This window comes from Mojavia sp., assembly GCF_059505145.1.
The window spans coordinates 16195-35129 of sequence record NZ_JCACKA010000115.1 but is presented as its reverse complement, the minus strand read 5'-3'; the positions used below and the strand labels follow the sequence as shown (position 1 = coordinate 35129).

Sequence of the window (18935 nt, the reverse complement as noted above, 5' to 3'; positions counted from 1 at the left end):
TTCTAGATATCAAATTCTAAGCAGTTTTTATTTTTCTTGATTAGAGCCTTGTCTTTGCTGTCTCAATTCACGCAACTGTCGTATTAGTTTTTTACCAGATTCCACAGAGGATGCAGTCTGATTTCTATTGCTATCTAACGTAGTTAATGGTTTAGCTGTAGCTGCTGGGGTGGGTGCAGATAATGGCTTAAGTCCGTCCACTGGTGCAGGCGTAAGCTGATTTCTATTGACTGTTGAATTAGATAATGGTTTAGCAGTATTTGTTGGTGTAGGTAAAGACTGGCTATTATCTACCGGATTAGATAATGGTTTAGCAGTATTTGTTGGTGCAGGTAAAGATTGGCTATTGCTATTGACTGTTGGATTAGATAATGGTTTAGCAGTAAACGCTGATACGGGTAAAGGTTGATTGCTATTAACTACCGGATTGGGTAATGGTTGAGCAGTCAACGCCGATACGGGCGATGATTTTTGAGTATCCCCAACCGCATTATCGCTGTTATTTCTAAACTCCAAGCTAAATGGGTGATGAGCAATTTGCTTATCTCCCTTTAGAGGATGAGTGTTAAAGTATTCCCTCGTTTTTAATTGCAGGGCTGGCGAGACTAACTTGGTTTCAAATTTAATATCCAAGACTTTACCATCAGGATCTACCACTAATCGACCCAAGACTAGACCTTCCTGCTCAGGTTTATCTGTAACAATCGACTCACGGATGACAGCCTTTTCTGCTGCATTCGGATATTGTTGCTGTACTGCTTTTCTGAGGTTTTCGTAAGAGTTGATCTGCGCGAGCGCCTTTTCTGTTCCTATTGCAGGTAACTCAACGGGTATTGCCGATGTAGATCCTACTTGTCCTTGCGGTATGCTTTCCCTCGCTATTAATAAGTTATCCCCAGCTTGTGGAGTTTCTCTAATACGAGCTACTAGCTGCTCGTTTTGAGCAACTTTAGATGCATCTTCTCTAAGCTGAGTATTTTGTGGAGTGGTATTTACATCTGGTGTTATGGCTGGTGTTGTAGCGGCGGTGGTCTCAGAGAGATTGGGAGATGGAGAGTTTAGCAGTCCATCAGGTATTTTAGCCTCCGGCAATACAGGCAATTTGCTGATTGGCAATGGTTTAGTTTGTGCTATTGCTATATCCCTGTTACTGAAACGCGGAGCTGATGAAGAGAATTTTTCCTTGGCTTTGAAACCAGATGTGTCAAATCGGAAATCTCCTCTGGGAGCTATCCGTAGAGGTTGTCTTTGGGGTAGCGAGGAAATGCGGTAATTATCAAGTGCTTTAGGGATGGCCGGTAGTACTAGCTGACTAGGCGCAGGTGGTGCTGGTAACGGAGGTAAAGCAGCAGTTTGGGTATCCGGGTTCAAAGAAGGAATTTGTGATTCCAAAGGCACTGGGGATTGTAGAGGAGCTGGTGATGTGCCTGGAATTTGTGGCAGTCGATTTTGGTCAGCTTGGCTTAATTCCAAGACTCCGACTGTTTTTGACGATGCTGATTCTTGAGATTTATTGGAGTCTACAGGCATCAATGGCACAATCAACGCAATAGCACCGTGGATGCCAAGAGAGGCTATAGCTGCTATCCCAGTTGGCTGGCTTAAGATTTCTGGTAGATTTTTCAGCAGGGAGACGTAAGACATAGCTGTTATCGTTCACTCGGCTCGGTTGCAGTTAACTTTCAATAAATTATTAAGCGGACTACCGTGGCAATAGATGCGTTCCTTTAAAAATCATAGCTTCCTGTACTAGTCCCAAAACAGCAATTTTGGCATTTTTTCCAGGATTTTATTTTTGTAATAAGGTAATATTGTACTTCAAAGTTGCATTTGCTAACGAGGCGATTAAAAAATTATTATTTTTGGCTTTTATAACTCCCACAATTCCAACTAAAGGTTATGGTAGTTGCAACTTTGAGCGTAGACGCACAAATGGCTTATCGCCAGACTTTATATCAGTCTCAATATATACTTCGTCGGCTGTTCAATTTGCCTGTTTCACTAAATATTCTATTTGCGCTCAAATATGCTGTAATCACAGATACCAAGCTTAAGTATAAATAAAAATAAATCAGTACACAGGTAACTGAATCTAATTTATCCTAACACGTCAGCCCAACCTAAAATTGTGGTTGGTGTTGTTATTCTTTTAGAGATTTTAATCAGGCACACAATCATAATAATTTGAGATTGTGTAAAAAAAATCTCAAGTTTAAAACTTTTACATTTAAAATTTAAAATGCCTTTACCAACAGTTATTTTACCTGGCTATTTAGAAAGCGCGATCGCCTACCGCCAACTCGAACAATCTCTACAACAGTTGGGTTTTCCTACAGTTACAGTACCGCTGCGCCGACGGGACTGGATATCCCTGATCGGCGGACGACCTGTAACACCTATTGTTTGGCAACTAGATCGCACTGTAAAGCAGATATTGCAGCAATATCAAACTTCTCAAATTAACTTGATTGGTCATTCGGCAGGGGGATGGATATCTCGCATCTACTTGGGAGAAAAGCCTTATTTGGGGAGTGGTGAAGCACAATCATCTCTGTGGGAAGCTCACCCTCTGGTTGCGACTCTCATCACTTTAGGTACACCTCATGTTAGCCAAGAGCGCTGGACACGTTGGAATTTAGATTTTGTCAGCAATAACTATCCTGGAGCTTTTTACAAAAACGTTCGTTATGTATGTATAGCTGGCAAAACTATCTTTGGACAAAAGCGACCCGGTAGCTGGTTCGCTTACAGTAGTTATCAATTAACTTGTGGTCAAGGAAACACTTGGGGAGACGGGATCACGCCCATTGCAGCTGCTCATTTGGATGGTGCCGAAAATATTGTCATTGAAGGCGTCAGGCATTCTCCCAGAAGCCCTGGTATTTGGTATGGCTCACCAGAAACGCTGCAAACTTGGGCACAATATTTGGCTTAAATATATCCAAAGGGTAAACTAAGTTAACTTTTCTTAGTTAAGATTGTAATAAAAATACACTTTTACTCAAAATAAAGAGGTGTCAGTCATGCAAATCACTCATTTCGATAGGATTTTGCGGCGACTAACGACAATATTATCAGTCGTGATTCTTACTCTGTGCTTGATTGACCTCACTACTGGAGTTTTACTGTCTTTTTATTACGAACCGACAGCTGGTGGTGCTTATAAGTCGCTGAAGATGATTGATACACAAGTACCATACGGCTGGTTATTTCACAAAACCCATGATATTGCTGGTAACGCTGTAATTGCTGTGGCCTTAATTCAAATTGTAGTGATGTTTTTAGGTCGGCAATTTCGCAAGAGTTGGCTAACTGCTTGGATTAGTGGGATTTTGTTTACTCTAAGTGCGATCGCTCTAGATTGGACAGCAATGCTTTTAGACTGGACTCAAGAAGGATACTGGCGTTTTAGCATTGAGCTAGGAAACATCGAAGCCATTCCTTTCATCGGTGGACAGTTGCGAGACATCTTAACTGGCGGGGGAGCTATTAGCACTATAACTGTTGAACACCTTTACGCTTTAAACAGTTATATTATTTCGCCTGTCGCCCTAATTCTGGCTGTGGTGCATTTATCTGCTGTACTGTGGCAAGAGCGAGAAATGTACGCAGAAGAACTGACATCCAAAATGAACGAAAGTGGCTTTGATCAAGCGCCAGAAGTTTCACTAGCGGAAAGTTGAGCCAGTTTCGATAGGGGGACTTCTTCAACCTCAGGTAACTTTTCCAGAGATAGGGGAGTGGACTGACTCGCACCAGATAAGCGTTTTAAAAGATTAGGTCTGGGGTCATACAATAAATAGATAATGCGATCGCCAACTTCCCATTCTTGATTAACTGGCATTACCTGTAAGCGTTGTTCTCGTTCTACCAATAACGGTACTAATACCCCAGTCCGAATCTTTTCCTGTATATGATCCTGTTGAGTAGAAAATTCCAACTCAGTCAGCGTAGTTGTTCCCAACTTCACTCGCCCATCATTCAAGTATTCATTCCAAGTTTTAATTGCCAAGTCTGAAACGAAAGCTTGGTTAACTTTACTAGTTGTAGAAGTATTTGCTTGCGGGTCACGGGGAAAAACAGCTAAGACACGCGGCGGATGAAATTCCTCAGCTGCTCGTTGTGCCAAGACAAAATTGACCTCGCCATTACTAGTCATAGCCAAAAAAGTGCCCATAGAAGCTAGTCCCGCTTCTTCCAACACCGCAGTATCCAGCGCGCTACTAGCAATCACCCGCAGATTTTGAGCTTCAGCTTGTGCAAAGCAGTCCGGGTCAGTATCAATCATCACTACATTTTCACCCCGTTCTTGAAAGAACCGGGCAATTAACAGACTCAAAGGATTACAACCTACAATCACCGCCCCAGTCGCTTCTTTGGAGGTGATTTGCAGCCACTTAGCAACCTGTCCAGCAGTAATGCCTTGACAAACAACCGTCATAATAATTGTTAAGAACACTAGGGCTTTGATCGCATCACCACCGTTGATACCCTTTTGTGTCAACGAAATTGCAAATAAAGAGGCAACAGAGGCCGCAACAATCCCTCTAGGAGCAACCCAACTTAAAAACAATTTCTGTCGCCAGTTGAGGTCACTGTTCCAAGTACACAAAAGAATGTTAATTGGTCTAACGACGAACATTAGTACCAAAACCGTGAATAAACTGCCCCAACCCAAGGCAAACACACTGGCAATAGATAAATCAGCTGCTAACAAAATAAACAGTACAGAAACGCTGAGAATGGTTAATTGACCTTTGAAGTGTCGCAAAAATCTTTCTTCTGGTACTGAGGAGTTGGCAAATACTGCTCCAGCAACCACCGTTGTCATTACTCCCGATTCACTGCGGATAGTTTGCGCTAATGTGAATAAACCCCAGAGTATCGCCAGCACCACCAAGTTTTTCAGTTCAAAGGACAAAAAATTGGCGCGTTTAAAAATCAAGCTCATCAAATAACCGCCAGCACCACCAATTGCTCCACCAATCCCAAGACGTATAAGTAAACCGATGATGGCATTGATTGGGTCGGCATCGCCGTTCAAAATCGTATCAAGGACAACAAAGGCTAGGATAGCCCCCACTGGGTCAATTAAAACGCCTTCTCCTTCTAAAAGCGTTGCCACTTGTCGATCAACATTGATTTGTTTCAGCAGCGGATTGATGACGGTTGGGCCTGTAACCACGATTATCGAAGCGTAGAGAAAGGCTATATTCCAGGGAAATTCACCTAGCCAATGAGCCGCCATACTACCGCCCATCAATGTGATTAGCGTTCCTAAGGTGACCAACAATTGTAAGCTAACGGAAACTCTCCCCAACTCTCGCAAATCTAGGTTGAGTCCACCTTCAAACAAAATTATTGCCGTAGCTAGGGCGACAATAACTTCCAGACCTGTACCTAGCAAATGAGGATGCAATAAACCAATACCATCAGACCCCAGCATGATGCCCAACAGCAGCAACAATACAATGCTGGGTAAGCGGAGATAGGCAGCAAGCACTTGGGCGCTAATACCTGCAACAACAGCAGTCACCATTTGTAGGGTGATGTCAAAAGATGCTTCCATGTAGTAGATTTTGAGCGATATATATCAAAATCTTTTGTAAAGAATAGTAAACATTACCTCTAAAGGGTACAACATCACACCCTTTTTCCTTTGTTAAATTCAAACTTTTTTATACTTAGTTTTTTATAATACTCTATTCTCAGCCTATTGGCAAAAAAGCAGTAATGCCTAGCTAGAAACTAAAAGTACTCTTACTCCTTTCCTGCTGATAAAATTACCTATTTATTCTTCTCTCTCTGACTTGGCGTCTTTAGCGGATCATTAAAAAATTATGTATCTTCCAACGCTATAACAGTAAACGGCTGGTATCAACTCAAAACAGCAAAAAATAGAATATATTTGGCTTTACGATTACACAAATATAGCCAAAAATTTTTATAAATTTGCAATAGCAATGGCTTATAAAACCCAAAGTTTACAGTAATTTTTTGCAGATTTACGAATTAAGATGTGTTTCTAACACTAGAAAGCAAAAACTGAGAGCTAATTTGTAAACCAGAGTAAAATCCTTGTCCCGTAAGGGTTTCACTAATTTGGGAGAATCAAGCCTTTATTTTCTCAAAGCCTTATCCAGCAAAGAGTTAGATATCCTTAAGATTTTCTTTACGAATCAGCTCTGAGTTTCAGCTTTTAAAGTCACCGTTAAATTGCTTGTACTTTTTGTATTTCAGCGCTAAACCTACTCCACCAGTCAATGCTAATAAACTGCCAAATATAGAACCAGGTTCGGGGACAGATTTAGGGGACATTAGGAAAGCACGCCACTGACTATTCTTTACGCCAACACCTGTAATCTGCCCAAGGTCGTTAATACCCCATGAAGATATTACTTCCCAGCCAGAGGAGTCAGGAATTAAAGTATTTAGGTCAGTCATAACACCATTTTCCCAAAGAAAACCATGAGCAATTTCTTCAGTTAAGTTGGATGGTAAGTAGGGATATTCTCTCAATTTACCTGTTTGGGAGCTACCAACAACCTGGCCCAGATTGTTGATGTCGTAGGCGTAGCTATCATCGCCACCAAGAGTGCCGAGACTCTCCATCACACCATCTTCCCAAAGGAAAGCATGACGGGGGAAACCATACTCGACATCAGAATAGCCCACCACTTGACCTAAGTTATTAATGCTATAAGCCGAGCTATTATCACCCCCCAGAGTGCCCAGATCCTTGGTTACTCCATTTTCCCAGAGAAAAGCACGACCATCCGAATAGCCAACTACTTGCTCTAATTCATTAATGTCAGAAGGGAAACTATAGCTACTATTATTCAGCGTTCCTAAATCTTGGATTTGGCCGTTTTTCCAGAGAACGGCGTGTTCTTCTTCGGTGGTTCCGGTGGGTGTGGAAAAGCCAACAACTGTGCCGGCATCGTTGATATTAGTGGCAACACTCCAAGGTCCGCCAAGAGTTTTTAGCTCTGTCATCACACCCTTTTCCCAAAGGAAGCCGCGGCGCAGCAGACTGCTGTTAAGAGACTCGCCAACTACTTGTTTGGAGTTATTGATACCTCTGGCGGCACTATTGTAACCACCAAGCGTACCTAAATCCTTGATGCTGCCTTTTTCCGCAAGAAAGGCATGATTGAACTCTAATCCACCAGGTGCATCTGCATAACCGACTACTTGGCCAGAGTTGTTGATATCGGATACTCCAATCTCATCAGTTCTTTCACCGCCTAGTGTCCCCAGATCTAAAATAGAATACAGCGATGCTCCTATAGCTAACTTAGGGATTCCTAGAGTAATTAACGCAGCACCCAAAGTGGCCGTTGATAAATTTCTGATCCCGTTCGAGATGGACATAAAATTTCTCCCTTAGTACGGGTAAAGCCCACACTCACTGTGCCCAAGGTTGATTTGAGTATCGGCTGGTGATCGCTTCCGCGCGCCCTGTTGCCCAACCGCACTCCGTGTGGTTGCCTCAAAGCGGAGCTTTGAGGGAGCCTGTTCTGGAAGAACAAGCGTGTCTTCATACGGGCGATCGCGTCTACTTGCACTTAATTTAGCGAAAACAAATTTTTTTAGCAAAAACTGTTGACATCGCCTGGGAAATTAGTTATTTTATAAAAGGTTTGAGTCCAAGACGCCCCCATCGTCTAGAGGCCTAGGACACCTCCCTTTCACGGAGGTAACGGGGATTCGAATTCCCCTGGGGGTATTAAAAAGAAAATTAAAGTGCAAAAAGTTGCCTTTGATTTATCCTACTAAAATAAAAACCTATCCTTTAATTGATGTGAATTCAGGATAGGCTGATTAATTACTAATTTTATTTGCTGGCTAACTGCTCTACACGCTGGTAAATAGCTAAAAGATTTAACCGCAGATCCTTGCTGAGGCGATTTTCAATGATTGTCACTGGCATAGTGAGTTTAGGCCAAACTTGGATTGTGTAGCAGAGATTTGTTCCCATCAACTCACCGAGAGAATAAGGCTCTAAGCACCAGCTACCAGAAAAGCCTTTGAAATCTCCCTCTACCATACGAAAATTAATTTCTTTGGGGAAATATTCTTCCAAATCAAGAACTACACGCGCACAAAAGTTAAAGTTTAGTAGGCGCTGAGAGCCTATCTGCTCTAGTCGAATACCACCGTTAGGATGCTCAAGCAGACGACTCTTAGCAAGGTTAGGAATAAAATCGCCTAATCCTTCATAATCTGTCAAAACCTTCCAGATTTGTTCTACTGGTTGGGGTATCTGGATTTTAGCAGTGATTTGCCGTTGCCTTTCTGCTATTTTCTTAATTTGGACTTCTACAGATGGTTCAGCACCTGTATCAAGAGCCAAATTCGTGTTGAAGTTTGTTTCGTCTCCAGCGACATTAAAATCAAGGCCGGTTGTGGTGTTAGTTTGTTCAGTCACTTTCAGAATATGGTTTGCTTGCTTCAGAAAACTGGGGTAAGGTGAGCGTGAAACAAATGTTACTCAGGTCTAACTCTGAGATTTGAATACTCTCAACGGCAATCGTCCCATTTAGGTGCTGCACAAGGGACTTAGCTAAAGCAAGACCCAAACCAGTCCCAGGAGTCCAGCGTCCTTTACCGCGACGGAATTTGTCGAAGATGTAAGTCGCTTCTTCTTCGGAGATGCCACGTCCTGTGTTTGTCACCTTAATAATAACTTGATCGACCAGTTGATCGACTTGATGCTCGGCTTGCAAATGAACTATTGTGTCATGTTCTGAGTATTTACAGGCATTAGTTAATAACTCTTGCAGAATACGGTCAAAACTTTCTATTTCAGTTTGTAGCTTTAATGAGCGCTCCGGTAAATCTAAGGTAATACTTAATGCTTTATCTGCCAGTTTTTTCTCAAAAGATGCTGCTAAATCCTGAATTCTTGTATTTAAATCAATAGTTTCAAATTGCGGAGTTTCTTGATGAGACTCTAGTTTCTGAAGTGTTAGCAAGTCATTAATCAAATTGATTTCTTTGGTACATTCTTGCTCTAAAATATCTATATACTTAGCCTGACGTTCTGGTGCTATTTTTGGCAGACGTAGATTACGAATTGACATCAGCATATTTGTCAGTGGGTAGCGTAAGCGATCGCTGATGTTGCTTAAAAATTCATCTTTAAGATGGTTGAGTTCTCGTAGCTGCTCAACGTATTGCCGCGTTCTTTCATATAATTTTGCTTGAACTTCCAGACTGCGTTGCAATTGTGCTGTACGTTCATCTACCAAAGTCTGTACCTGTCGTAATGTCTGTGATTGAATTATGGCATTACTGACTTGAGCGCAAACCATTTCTACAATATTTAATTCTGCTTCTTGCCAACTGCGAGCAACTGCTTGCTGTAGCACTATGAATCCTAAGACTTTGCCTTGGCTCTCTAATGGCATTAAAAGTACAGCCGGTAGCATCTCGATTGCAAACAATGGAGCCGGCGTTAAGTTATCTGTTTGGTCTGTATAATCATTAATAATTATTGGCTTGCCAGAATCTATAAGCATACGCTGGCATAACCCACATTCTGAAACAACAAAAGACTTATTATCTAAGGTTTTTGCTGTATTTGTGCCGTAATGGAAGTCCCTAGCCCACTCACCAACTACCGTCGCTTTGGCCTTGGGAATTTGTTTTTTAGGTCGAGTCCTAAACAGTGGATCAGTATATTTTAAAAGTATCAGTAGACCCCGATCCGCCTGTAGAGATTCGGCAGTCGAGGCGATTACCAACTGGAGCATTTGATTCAACTCCAAGTTGCTACGGCTGAGTATAGTTAATTGCTTGATTAAGCTTTCGTGTTGGTTAATTTTTTGCAAATACTGCTGTTGAGCAGCAATTAACTGTGATTGTGCTACTTGAGCAAAAGCGATCGCGCAAGACGGCTCTATAGTTTTTAGCAGTTGTTTTTCTGACTGACTCCAATCATAAGGTTGGAATTTAATCAGGCTAATCACTCCATTATTTTTATCATTAAAGCGGGTGGGAATTGCCAAAACAGCTTTTATTGGTAAAGGTAAGGATTGACAACCAGTTACCAGACTTTTTTGAATTGTCGAAATATCTTCAATGGTTAATGGTTCAGCAGCACATTGCACTACAGGCAATTCCATCAGCAACTGTTCCATCAAGAATGTTTCGTCTGAGTGTGGTAATCCTAAATATTCGTCACTACACCAATTAGCAGTAGTCGTTTCACTGCATACCTCACTCATAACTGTAACTAAGCAGCAATCTACCTTGAAAGCCACTCCCAGCAATTTGGCTAGTTCTCGCAGCATCAATGTCGTCGCTGAACTTTTAGCGATGATTTGATTGATCTTGTGTGCCAACTGGTTGGCTGGTTCTTCCTGATGCTGCATCAGCTTGACTTGGTATGGTTGTAGTCGATCTACGTCATCTGGGCACTGTGGCGGCGATGATAAACGCTTTTTCATTCTTGGCACGCTCTTGGATAACGACCCCATTTTTCTGCACCCAATTTCTCAACTTAATTCTTCACCATGAGTTTGTTTGGTGCACCCTGATGAATTGCAAATCTTCTATGAAGACTTTCTCTCACCTGTTATAGCCCCTTTCTATTTCAGATGACTAATTTTTGGTATATTAAACAATTTTCTACACAAGTAATAAGACACCTAAGATATACTAAAAAGCCTCAGCTAGATATTTGCTGCCTTGTCTGTATGGGCTTAATTTACAAACTTTGACTTAGGATATCCTGCCTGCGACTATACATAAACCGTAATTTCTCTAGAATTAAGGCAAAAACTCCGATTTTTTTGCGTGTTAACACTTAAATTTCTCAATAGAAATAGTATTTATATTACAGAAAAACGTAAGTAAGCTAACTTGCTATTGGTTTGGCTCGAAGGAAAATATGACCACTATATATTCGGTAAGTAATATATAAGTTTAGCTTTATATAGTTGACTTATAAAAAGTATAATATTTACTTATGAATGCAGCCTAGTATCCTAAGTTGTAACTGGGCTGCATTCAGACGAATACAAGATTATCCAGCCAAACTCTCAATACTCAGAGGAACCATGTCACCATTTCTTGTCAGTCCTAAGAGCATTGGTTGTTGCGGTTGAATGAGTTGACCTGTAAGTACACAACGTTCTTCTTGTTGAGCTGTGGCGGCTATGCTAGCCCGAATATCAGTTCGTGAAAATCGGGGTTTCCACTCACCTGATTTTTGCTGCACATAATTCCAAAGGATGTCTCGGATTAGAGCTTGATATCCTTGATTGCCAGCTATATCTTTTAGTTTATCTTTCAGTTCCCGTTCAAGACGAATACTGGTAACTTCCATATCAGTGGTTGGGGTACGAGCGATGGTATGCATGTGTTTTTTCTCCTTAAAGGTATAGACAGGATAGTAATACAAGTGTAGTATGTTTAAAGGAATGTTCAATAGGTGAAATTTTCTGTGAAATCCGTTTATCCCATCTCTACTTCTTTGAGCGCTACCAACTGCCGAACCAGTCGGGAATCAGCGTCTGTGGGAGTGGAGTATTTTTTTATGGGTAACGGTGGCCAAAAATATGGGCAAATCACAGAGGGTAATTATGATTTTAGAAATATCAGTATTGGTGGGCTGAATGAAAAACCACAACTAGACGTAAGAAGCGGGAGGTACAGGCAGAGGAATACTGTACCGATATAGGCCAAAAAACTTTTAGGTCAATTTCCCACCCCCGCTTCAGCTAAATAAGAAGCGGGGGTTTTTTATAAGGAGTCAAGCTGTGACAAGCGCAATGCAAGTGTTAGAGCGATCCGTAGTGGTGTTTTCTCAAAATTACTTGCCACTGTGTCGGGTCAATATCAAGCGGGCGATTGTGTTGTTAGTGACAAATAAGGCTGAACCATTAGGATTTTCGGCAGAAGGTGGATCGCAAATCCGTTCCCCTAGCTTGATACTTGACGTGCCAAAACACATTCGTTTAAAAATTGCTTCTAGTGAGCGGATGTGGAAAGTTCCTCCGGTTAATCGGCGGGAAGTGTTGCGGCGAGATCATCACAGTTGTCAATATTGCGGTAGCACTAAACGTCTAACGCTGGATCATGTGATTCCCCGATCTAAAGGCGGTATGCACACATGGAATAACGTAGTCATAGCTTGTGAAAGATGTAACTCCCAAAAAGGCGATCGCACTCCGTCTCAGGCTGGTATGCCACTACGTACTCAACCTAAAGCACCAGTCCATCCGGCAATTTCTTTTGCCGAGCAGTTCTGGATAGATATGCAAGCAAACCTGGAATAACAGGAGAGCAGAAGGAATGCTGAAATTAACTTATACCGAAAGGAGCTTTTACTTAGAGTGTCTAACTCTATCGCTGGAGGAGTGGGTAGCACAGCGAGTGATTTTGGCACTGCGAGTTGGTCAATCTCTTTGCGTTGAACCTAGCACTGCTTCCTTTTTGCTTCCTGTTGATTTACCAGGAGTAGAAAAGCTCAAGGCTGAGGTAAAACGAAATGACAGTGAAATCATGGCGCTGTCTACCTGTGATGCCGAATATATGGAAGTCACCCTGCGGGGTTCTTGGTTATCAGACGGTTCTGAGGAGGCTGCGGGTGTGTTTGTCACTTGTATGAGCGATCGCACTGAGTTCTTTCTACATAAAATTTGGCAGGAAGCGCAAGCCTGCGCCTCTGCCATGAGCGAATAATTAGGCAGGGGTGCAGGGGCAAATAACCAATGCCCCATGACGGCAGTTGCTTCAAGCCGGGGAACCCGTCCAACGCACTGCCTCCCCCATGCCCAATGCCCAATAGGATTGTTATTTCTGCATTTCTAGTAGTTCGGGAATTGTCACAAATCGGTAGCCTTGTTGTTTGAGTCCGTTGATGATTTGTGGCAAGGCTTGTACAGTTCTTTGGCGATCGCCTCCGCCATCGTGCATCAATACAATAGAACCTGGTTTGGCATCTCTCAAGACATTTTTCACGAATACTTGAGATTTAGCACGAGGATCTGTATCGGCAGAAGTTTGCGACCACATGACTACAGCATATTTCTGGCTATGGGCGTAAGCAGCCAGTCCATTATTTAACACGCCTCCTGGAGGACGGAACAAACTAGTTTTGACTCCTGTAGTTTTGTATATAAGTTCGTTCGTGCGCTCAATTTCACTTTTGGCTGTGGCTGCATCCATTCGTCGATACCAATGATGCCAAGTATGGTTGCCTATGGCGTGTCCCTCAGCTACTACTTGTTTGGCAATTTCGGGATTTGCTTGTAATGCTTGCCCTACCCAAAAGAATGTTGCTTTAACATCATTTTGCTTGAGAATCTCCAACATTTTTATGGTGGTATTGGGCCAAGGGCCATCATCAATGCTCAAGGCGATAACTTTTTCGTTGTTGCTAGGTTGCACCTGATAAACGGTTTTTCCCTGAAATTTTGTTGGAATAGTAAAGGTCAGGTTTTTTACTTTAGCTGGTGCAGGCGATTGGGCATTAACTTGGTTGATTAACGCTTTTTGTGGAACTTGTGCAGCATCGAGTTTATTTGTTAGCTGGTTAATCCCCAATTGTGGAGAAATACCTGGGGTAATACTACAAGCTGTTACACAAAAGGCGATCGCTACTCCACCAATTATCTTTTGCCGCTGGCGGTGATTGTCTGTCACATCAGGTTTCCAAAAACTGCCCAATCATAAGCGCTAGTTTTGCTTTTTCAAGGAATTCATTAGGCTAAAACCATTGCAAAATAGCCTTTTTAGACAATCTCAAAAAAATTTTACCAGCCCTTGACAATTTTTGTATTACTTATGTAGTATTAATGTAACTAAAAAGGCAAAGCTTCCTAAGGAGCAAAAGCCATGTTCTACTACATACAAATAGTTAACAAACGCTGGAATAACCCAGAGCCATCAGCGAATAAAGCTCCTACTATTTCCAAACCATCTGAAGTAGAGGAAGTAAATGAGAAATCTTCTGAGTTTGCAAAGGCAAAATCTACCGAATACATCCGTAATGCACAGCAAAACTATTACTTAGAGCGTCGGTTATTTTGCTAACAACCTCTAACGCTTAAAAGTAATTTATCTAAACCTTGAAAAATGAAGATGAAATGGGCAAGTTGATGAAAATCGTGCCTCAAAGTTTAGGTTGTGCGATCGCTTTGTAAAAGCGTCCTTTACTGGTTACAAATTTAAAACGCGAGTCAAGCCTTGCCACTCGCTTGTGTAGTTCTGTTATCTTCTATCATCCGCTGTCCACCGGGAGCCGGAAAGTGAGGTGATGTGCTGATAACTCAGAGATAGGAGGGACAGTACCTTTCTGGTGGATTGAAATCTTGATTTTGTATGCATTGGGCGGTTGGCATAGTGGCTGTGCAGCGGGCTTTTAATCCGCAGAGATAGGTTCAATTCCTATACCACCCACTATTTTTCTTATTGATAAAGAACTTGATTTATATCTGTGGCTAGATGTTAATAATAAGCTCACTGGCTGCGATAAATTACAGATTACTAAGCCAAGCGAAGTAATTGATGCTGTTTTAAGGTTTTATGTCCACCTCAATGGCTGTGGCGGCATCTAGTAAGCCAAATTATTAGATGGGGTGAGGAACTGATACATGAAGTCTGCAAAGAACACTGTGTAGCCGAAAAGTTACGCACAAATGCGCGGGAATACGAAAGCGATCGCTACTATGTAGCAATGGGAGTAATATCCTAACTCTAAGTTTATCGAGTAATTTGTAATTGTACAATGCCATCAATATTTAGCTGATGAATAATATATAAAGACTGGTAATTTTCTAGTACTTTACTTAATATAAATAGTATTAAATAATGGCTGATTGCCCTGTTAAATCAATATTTTTCTGATCTATCTAGGGAGTGATCTTATTGTAAATAAATATAAATTTAATTTCATTCTTCAGATTGATGCAAGGATTAATTATTATAGTTAAAAATAAACTAGTGAACCTAGGATGAAGAATTAAAAACTTCAAAAAAATATATTAGTTGAATAAAAAAGCTTCCTTTCTAGCACTACTAGTTTTTTATTCAGCTTAAGACATGAAGCTACTTCTTCTCTAGGTCTATTGCTAAGTAACTTAGGAGCAAACCTTGAAAATTTGTTAACTTAAATTAACTTAATCAAGGTAAAAGCTTCTTTTTTAAAGTACAAGTTCTGCGTTTTTGACGCTGTTATTGAGGAATTCAAATGAAAATTATTGCTTTGGTTTCATCTGCCTTACGTCCAGTGCGTTTCTTAGTGTTGGCATTTACCTGTACACTGCTATTTGTATCTAATGCGTTTCCTGCTTTTGCAATCGAGAGTTATCAAAGTGATCCCCAAGAAGCCACTACACAACTTCTAGAAACTCAGGCCAAAACTGACGAAATAGATAGAGCAGCGCCCTTAGGAATGAGAAAGGCTCAAGAGGAAACTAATAAGGGGCTTAACGAAGTTCAGGGAGATGCTGATATCGATAAAATGAAGCGTCCTGATAACTCTCAAAGTGCAACTTCAGTAGAAGAAGAAGTAGAAAATTTTCTGGAAAAAGTAACTGGTAAAAAATAAGCAGCGTTAGTCACGCTCTCAGCTTTAACCTGTGCAACTTTTAATAGGTCTAGTTCACAAGTAGTTACTTTTTTATTTACAATCGATTTATAGACATCTTGATAGCCAACAATCAAGATGTCTATTACTATTTGTACTTGAATGTTTAAAATTAAATACTCAATATTAAAAATAAATATTTACTAGTATATAAACATACTTGTCAAGTTTAAATTAAATATTCTTAATTATCTTTCTGTAGGCTGATGTTACTTCACGATTTAATTTGTGAACTTAGTAGATAAGTTCGCTTAGAGATGGAAAGCAATGCCGAGAATAAACATAGGGTTGACAGAAGAACAGCGTCAAGGAGTTATTAATCTGTTAAATCAAGATTTAGCAGATGCCTATTTACTTCTAGTTAAAACCAAAAAGTATCACTGGGATGTTGTCGGTCCTCAGTTTCGCAGTCTGCACCAGCTTTGGGAAGAACACTACGAAAAGCTGACTTTAAATATTGATGCCTTGGCAGAGCGGGTTCGTGCTTTGGGTGGCTACCCAGTTGGCACAATGGAGGGATTTCTCAAGATTGCTACCCTAAAGGAACATGCTGGTGATGTCCCTACAGCAACGGGAATGGTAGCTAATCTTGTAGAAGATCACGAGCAGGTTATTCGTAACTTGAGAGAACATGTGGATCAGTCTGGTGAGGAGTTTCATGACCAGGGAACAGCTGATTTTCTGACTGGTTTGATGGAAGAGCATGAGGAGATGGCTTGGATGCTGCGCTCATTTATTGAAGGGCAGGCACTGGAGCCAAACGGTAGACAGCCAGCAGGAGAAACTCAGACACCTGTAGGTGTATAGGCCAGTAGCCCAAGCATAAAGTCTGACTGGAAAATTGCAGTTTGCGGGAAGAAAAGTCTACCCGCACCTGCCTATTTAATATGTTCTTTGCAAAAACAAGATTTTAGGAGATTCAAGTGCCAGAAGCATACGTAGCAGAGCGTACAATCTCAGCTGTATTGAAAGAACAGAAGCAAATTGATGATGTAATTCGACGGTTATTAGACCGGGGTGTGCCCAGAGATCATATCTCCGTATTGGGAAGAAACTTTCAGTCAGAAACTCGAATTGCTGGCTTCATTAGTAAGCGAGATGTGATTGTGGGAGGTTTGAGAACAGGGGCCATTTTTGGTTCTTTGTTTGGTTCCTTTCTCAGCTTGCTCACGGGAGTAGGCGTACTGTTTATTCCCTTTGTTGGGCCTCTTGTAGCAGCGGGCCCAATTAGTGCGGTGCTGCTTGGGGCTGCAAGTGGAGCGATCGCAGGTAGCGCTGGTGCAGGCTTGGTATCAGTTTTGACTACTTTAGGAATGCCAGAAGATAAAGCAGCAGTTTATCAAACCCGCTTACAAGCTGGCGAGTTCTTGTTAATGGCAGAAGTTCCAAGCGATCGCACTGGCGAATTCCAATTACTACTGGAAAGTGCTGGTGCTGAAGAAATTCACACCGCCGAGAAAACTTTGGCTCGTCCTTGTCCTGGCCCTTGCAACAAGCCAGAAGATTTATCGCCGGAAGTTCGCTCTCATCTTTCGCAGGAAGCTCAACGTACATTTATTGAACGCTATAACGTTGTACTCAGCGAAACTAGTGACGAGTTCACAGCTGAACAAGCTGCTTGGGAAGCTGTTCATCAGCAATTCGATGAAGATGAAAACGGTGTTTGGTCAAAGGCTAAGGTAGGCGTTTAAGATATCAGCTTTGCAAATTTATAACTGGTAATGGGAGCAAAAACATTACCCTTTAGGACTTACGCATTCGCAACGAAAAACAAGGCTTCGGGATTGCTTCCCTACGGTCGCAATGACGAAAATATCTTATTGTTGCGTAAGTCCTGCCCATTACCAACTATGGCTCCTAACTAAGGCAATTTATAGCTAGCAACGCGTATAGTTAACTGACCTTGGTTAGGATTACGGGTAAATATAAATGCGCCTTCTTCCTTTTCACCACCAGATAAAAAATCAATCTGTTGTTCGCCTGTTTCTGTAACTTTGCCGTTAATTTCTAACTCAGCCATTATCTGAACTGACTCAGCTGTATCTCCACCAGTATTAACGACTTCAAAGGGAACATAAAATTTTCCATCAATTTCCCGAATTGTCTGCTTCTTAGTAACAGATACAATAGGAGGTTGATTTTTGTCGTTTAGCCATGTGTATCCTACTAAACTAACTATCACTGCCAGGATGAATGAAGCAGTAATGAATGTCACCCATTCAGCCGGCGATCGCTTTTGATGTTGGGTTTCTGTATTACTCATATTGCTAATCTGCCAGCTGCACCGCCAATAGTTGCAGGTAAACCTAATATTAATGTGTGCTCCAACCACATTGTCCAGGGGTCATCAAAAGTCAACTTTTGAAAGAACCACAACATTATCGCAGCCGATAATAGTGAAACTAAGTAAGACATAATAGTTTCGCTGGATGGCCGTTGAAAGAGTCCCTTTTGCTGCATACGCTTTTTTTGGTCTGAAAAGCCTGCCTGAAATACAATGCCATAGGAAATCAATAAAGAGGTAGCGATTATTGCTAATTGCCAAGGGGGAGAGACAGCAGCTGCTAGCATGGGAATCTCATCTGTTGGCGCAATATTAAATCCAATTACGGTTGCACCAATGACAGTTGCACCCAAATCAGCGAACGTGGCGTATAACTCAGTATCGTGGTTCTTGGTTGTAGTGTTGTCGTCAGCAGTTGTTTGCTCTTCAAAATTGTTTCTACTAGCATCTCCCAAAAATTGATTGGCTAATGCTACACCAAGAGTAAAGGGAACACTTTCAAAGATAATTTTGCCTAAAGCTTCTTTAACAGGAGTTTCAAGTGTTAATTCTCTTAACAACAATAAAATAAATGTACAGCAAGCTAGCCCAATCGCTATTGCTTCTACAGTATCTATTGTGGCTTCATAAGCTCGCTTGTTATGTCTGCGTTTACGAAAGCCTCCGGTTCGGTTCAGTAAAAAAACTGCAATAAACATTAAGGCGATCGCCAACATCATAAGTTGTGGTTTTGCTAGCGAGCCAATCCACCACACTTCCATTGTGTACAGCAAGGGAATACCAAACAAAAACCCTCCGCACGTACCTCGAATGATGTCATTAAGCTCACTTCTCCATACATTTTTTTGACGTTTTTTTGCCACTCCTAAACATTCCTTTAATTAAAATTTGCTTGTTGATGTGTAAGTCAAATAAGCCATTTAAATACAATAGTTTGTTTTTTGACTTCATCAAACTAGTTGATTTTAATATTTAAATAACTGATATATCCTTCGACTACACTAATGTAGGGTGCGTTAGTGCGATCGCATCCAAGCTAATTCAACTGCC

At 41.4% G+C, this 18935-nt stretch carries 19 protein-coding genes and 2 tRNA genes; 12 read left to right on the top strand and 9 right to left on the bottom strand.

Features of this window, described 5'->3' with window-relative positions:
• Window positions 1-27 precede the first annotated feature (27 nt).
• Complete coding sequence (locus AC5JL8_RS30590; RefSeq protein WP_495883438.1) at window positions 28-1644, bottom strand: hypothetical protein; 1617 nt, start codon at window positions 1642-1644, stop codon at window positions 28-30.
• A gap of 595 nt (window positions 1645-2239) precedes the next feature.
• On the opposite strand from AC5JL8_RS30590, the gene AC5JL8_RS30585 reads away from it, so the two are divergent.
• On the top strand, window positions 2240-2935 hold the full coding sequence (locus AC5JL8_RS30585) for an esterase/lipase family protein (RefSeq protein ID WP_495883437.1): 696 nt from the start codon (window positions 2240-2242) through the stop codon (window positions 2933-2935).
• Window positions 2936-3023: 88 nt separating this feature from the next.
• On the top strand, window positions 3024-3683 hold the full coding sequence (locus AC5JL8_RS30580; protein WP_495883436.1) for a cytochrome b N-terminal domain-containing protein: 660 nt from the start codon (window positions 3024-3026) through the stop codon (window positions 3681-3683).
• On the opposite strand, the gene AC5JL8_RS30575 is transcribed toward AC5JL8_RS30580, so the two are convergent.
• Together AC5JL8_RS30575 and AC5JL8_RS30570 are read right to left on the bottom strand one after the other, a co-directional pair.
• On the bottom strand, window positions 3650-5569 hold the full coding sequence (locus AC5JL8_RS30575; protein ID WP_495883435.1) for a cation:proton antiporter: 1920 nt from the start codon (window positions 5567-5569) through the stop codon (window positions 3650-3652). The two genes, AC5JL8_RS30580 and AC5JL8_RS30575, sit on opposite strands and share 34 nt — an antisense overlap.
• A 623-nt stretch (window positions 5570-6192) precedes the next feature.
• Entirely contained in the window at window positions 6193-7374 is a 1182-nt protein-coding gene (locus tag AC5JL8_RS30570; protein WP_495883434.1) for a hypothetical protein, read from the bottom strand.
• 68 nt (window positions 7375-7442) lie between these two features.
• Between AC5JL8_RS30570 and AC5JL8_RS30565 the strand changes: the two genes are divergently transcribed.
• Window positions 7443-7577 (top strand): hypothetical protein, encoded by a 135-nt coding sequence (locus tag AC5JL8_RS30565; RefSeq protein WP_495883433.1) that lies wholly within the window; start codon window positions 7443-7445, stop codon window positions 7575-7577.
• A gap of 79 nt (window positions 7578-7656) precedes the next feature.
• Window positions 7657-7729, top strand: a tRNA-Glu gene (locus AC5JL8_RS30560).
• Between the two features lie 108 nt (window positions 7730-7837).
• On the opposite strand, the gene AC5JL8_RS30555 is transcribed toward AC5JL8_RS30560, so the two are convergent.
• The 3 genes from AC5JL8_RS30555 to AC5JL8_RS30545 all read right to left on the bottom strand — a co-directional run bounded on the left by AC5JL8_RS30555 (window position 7838) and on the right by AC5JL8_RS30545 (window position 11368).
• The gene (locus AC5JL8_RS30555) at window positions 7838-8431 is read right to left on the bottom strand and encodes an SRPBCC family protein (protein ID WP_495883432.1); all 594 of its coding nucleotides are present in this window, start codon (window positions 8429-8431) and stop codon (window positions 7838-7840) included.
• Window positions 8424-10454 (bottom strand): sensor histidine kinase, encoded by a 2031-nt coding sequence (locus tag AC5JL8_RS30550; protein ID WP_495883431.1) that lies wholly within the window; start codon window positions 10452-10454, stop codon window positions 8424-8426. Before AC5JL8_RS30550 ends, AC5JL8_RS30555 begins: the two co-directional genes overlap by 8 nt.
• A 578-nt stretch (window positions 10455-11032) precedes the next feature.
• Window positions 11033-11368 (bottom strand): ribbon-helix-helix domain-containing protein, encoded by a 336-nt coding sequence (locus AC5JL8_RS30545; protein ID WP_495883430.1) that lies wholly within the window; start codon window positions 11366-11368, stop codon window positions 11033-11035.
• 72 nt (window positions 11369-11440) lie between these two features.
• On the opposite strand from AC5JL8_RS30545, the gene AC5JL8_RS30540 reads away from it, so the two are divergent.
• The 3 genes from AC5JL8_RS30540 to AC5JL8_RS30530 all read left to right on the top strand — a co-directional run bounded on the left by AC5JL8_RS30540 (window position 11441) and on the right by AC5JL8_RS30530 (window position 12693).
• On the top strand, window positions 11441-11689 hold the full coding sequence (locus tag AC5JL8_RS30540) for a hypothetical protein (RefSeq protein ID WP_495883429.1): 249 nt from the start codon (window positions 11441-11443) through the stop codon (window positions 11687-11689).
• Between the two features lie 79 nt (window positions 11690-11768).
• Window positions 11769-12287 (top strand): HNH endonuclease, encoded by a 519-nt coding sequence (locus AC5JL8_RS30535; protein WP_495883428.1) that lies wholly within the window; start codon window positions 11769-11771, stop codon window positions 12285-12287.
• A 16-nt stretch (window positions 12288-12303) separates the two neighbouring features.
• Entirely contained in the window at window positions 12304-12693 is a 390-nt protein-coding gene (locus tag AC5JL8_RS30530; RefSeq protein WP_495883427.1) for an alr0857 family protein, read from the top strand.
• A 111-nt stretch (window positions 12694-12804) separates the two neighbouring features.
• Here AC5JL8_RS30530 and AC5JL8_RS30525 read toward each other — a convergent pair whose 3' ends face one another.
• Window positions 12805-13656, bottom strand: a complete 852-nt coding sequence (locus tag AC5JL8_RS30525; protein ID WP_495883426.1) for a polysaccharide deacetylase family protein — start codon at window positions 13654-13656, stop codon at window positions 12805-12807.
• Window positions 13657-13848: 192 nt separating this feature from the next.
• Between AC5JL8_RS30525 and AC5JL8_RS30520 the strand changes: the two genes are divergently transcribed.
• The 5 genes from AC5JL8_RS30520 to AC5JL8_RS30500 all read left to right on the top strand — a co-directional run bounded on the left by AC5JL8_RS30520 (window position 13849) and on the right by AC5JL8_RS30500 (window position 17292).
• A complete protein-coding gene (locus AC5JL8_RS30520) occupies window positions 13849-14046 on the top strand; it encodes a hypothetical protein (protein ID WP_495883425.1) in 198 nt (65 codons plus the stop codon).
• Between the two features lie 295 nt (window positions 14047-14341).
• Window positions 14342-14412, top strand: a tRNA-Lys gene (locus AC5JL8_RS30515).
• Between the two features lie 790 nt (window positions 14413-15202).
• Window positions 15203-15562 carry a hypothetical protein gene (locus AC5JL8_RS30510; protein ID WP_495883424.1) on the top strand — a complete coding sequence of 120 codons (360 nt, stop codon included), beginning with the start codon at window positions 15203-15205 and terminating at the stop codon, window positions 15560-15562.
• A gap of 306 nt (window positions 15563-15868) precedes the next feature.
• Complete coding sequence (locus tag AC5JL8_RS30505) at window positions 15869-16408, top strand: Dps family protein (protein WP_495883423.1); 540 nt, start codon at window positions 15869-15871, stop codon at window positions 16406-16408.
• A 116-nt stretch (window positions 16409-16524) separates the two neighbouring features.
• Window positions 16525-17292, top strand: coding sequence for a ChaB family protein (locus AC5JL8_RS30500; RefSeq protein ID WP_495883422.1), 768 nt, complete (start codon window positions 16525-16527; stop codon window positions 17290-17292).
• Window positions 17293-17462: 170 nt separating this feature from the next.
• Here the strand turns inward: AC5JL8_RS30500 and AC5JL8_RS30495 are convergent, their stop codons facing one another.
• Window positions 17463-17864, bottom strand: a complete 402-nt coding sequence (locus AC5JL8_RS30495; protein ID WP_495883421.1) for a TIGR02588 family protein — start codon at window positions 17862-17864, stop codon at window positions 17463-17465.
• Entirely contained in the window at window positions 17861-18748 is an 888-nt protein-coding gene (locus AC5JL8_RS30490) for a TIGR02587 family membrane protein (RefSeq protein WP_495883420.1), read from the bottom strand. Before AC5JL8_RS30490 ends, AC5JL8_RS30495 begins: the two co-directional genes overlap by 4 nt.
• Window positions 18749-18935: the final 187 nt, after the last annotated feature.

Bases quoted from the DNA above. Each gene is read 5' to 3' on its own strand.
- AC5JL8_RS30590 (WP_495883438.1), bottom strand. From the start codon at position 1,644: ATGTCTTACGTCTCCCTGCTGAAAAATCTACCAGAAATCTTAAGCCAG.
- AC5JL8_RS30585 (WP_495883437.1), top strand. From the start codon at position 2,240: ATGCCTTTACCAACAGTTATTTTACCTGGCTATTTAGAAAGCGCGATC.
- AC5JL8_RS30580 (WP_495883436.1), top strand. From the start codon at position 3,024: ATGCAAATCACTCATTTCGATAGGATTTTGCGGCGACTAACGACAATA.
- AC5JL8_RS30575 (WP_495883435.1), bottom strand. From the start codon at position 5,569: ATGGAAGCATCTTTTGACATCACCCTACAAATGGTGACTGCTGTTGTT.
- AC5JL8_RS30570 (WP_495883434.1), bottom strand. From the start codon at position 7,374: ATGTCCATCTCGAACGGGATCAGAAATTTATCAACGGCCACTTTGGGT.
- AC5JL8_RS30550 (WP_495883431.1), bottom strand. From the start codon at position 10,454: ATGAAAAAGCGTTTATCATCGCCGCCACAGTGCCCAGATGACGTAGAT.
- AC5JL8_RS30545 (WP_495883430.1), bottom strand. From the start codon at position 11,368: ATGCATACCATCGCTCGTACCCCAACCACTGATATGGAAGTTACCAGT.
- AC5JL8_RS30530 (WP_495883427.1), top strand. From the start codon at position 12,304: ATGCTGAAATTAACTTATACCGAAAGGAGCTTTTACTTAGAGTGTCTA.
- AC5JL8_RS30520 (WP_495883425.1), top strand. From the start codon at position 13,849: ATGTTCTACTACATACAAATAGTTAACAAACGCTGGAATAACCCAGAG.
- AC5JL8_RS30510 (WP_495883424.1), top strand. From the start codon at position 15,203: ATGAAAATTATTGCTTTGGTTTCATCTGCCTTACGTCCAGTGCGTTTC.
- AC5JL8_RS30505 (WP_495883423.1), top strand. From the start codon at position 15,869: ATGCCGAGAATAAACATAGGGTTGACAGAAGAACAGCGTCAAGGAGTT.
- AC5JL8_RS30495 (WP_495883421.1), bottom strand. From the start codon at position 17,864: ATGAGTAATACAGAAACCCAACATCAAAAGCGATCGCCGGCTGAATGG.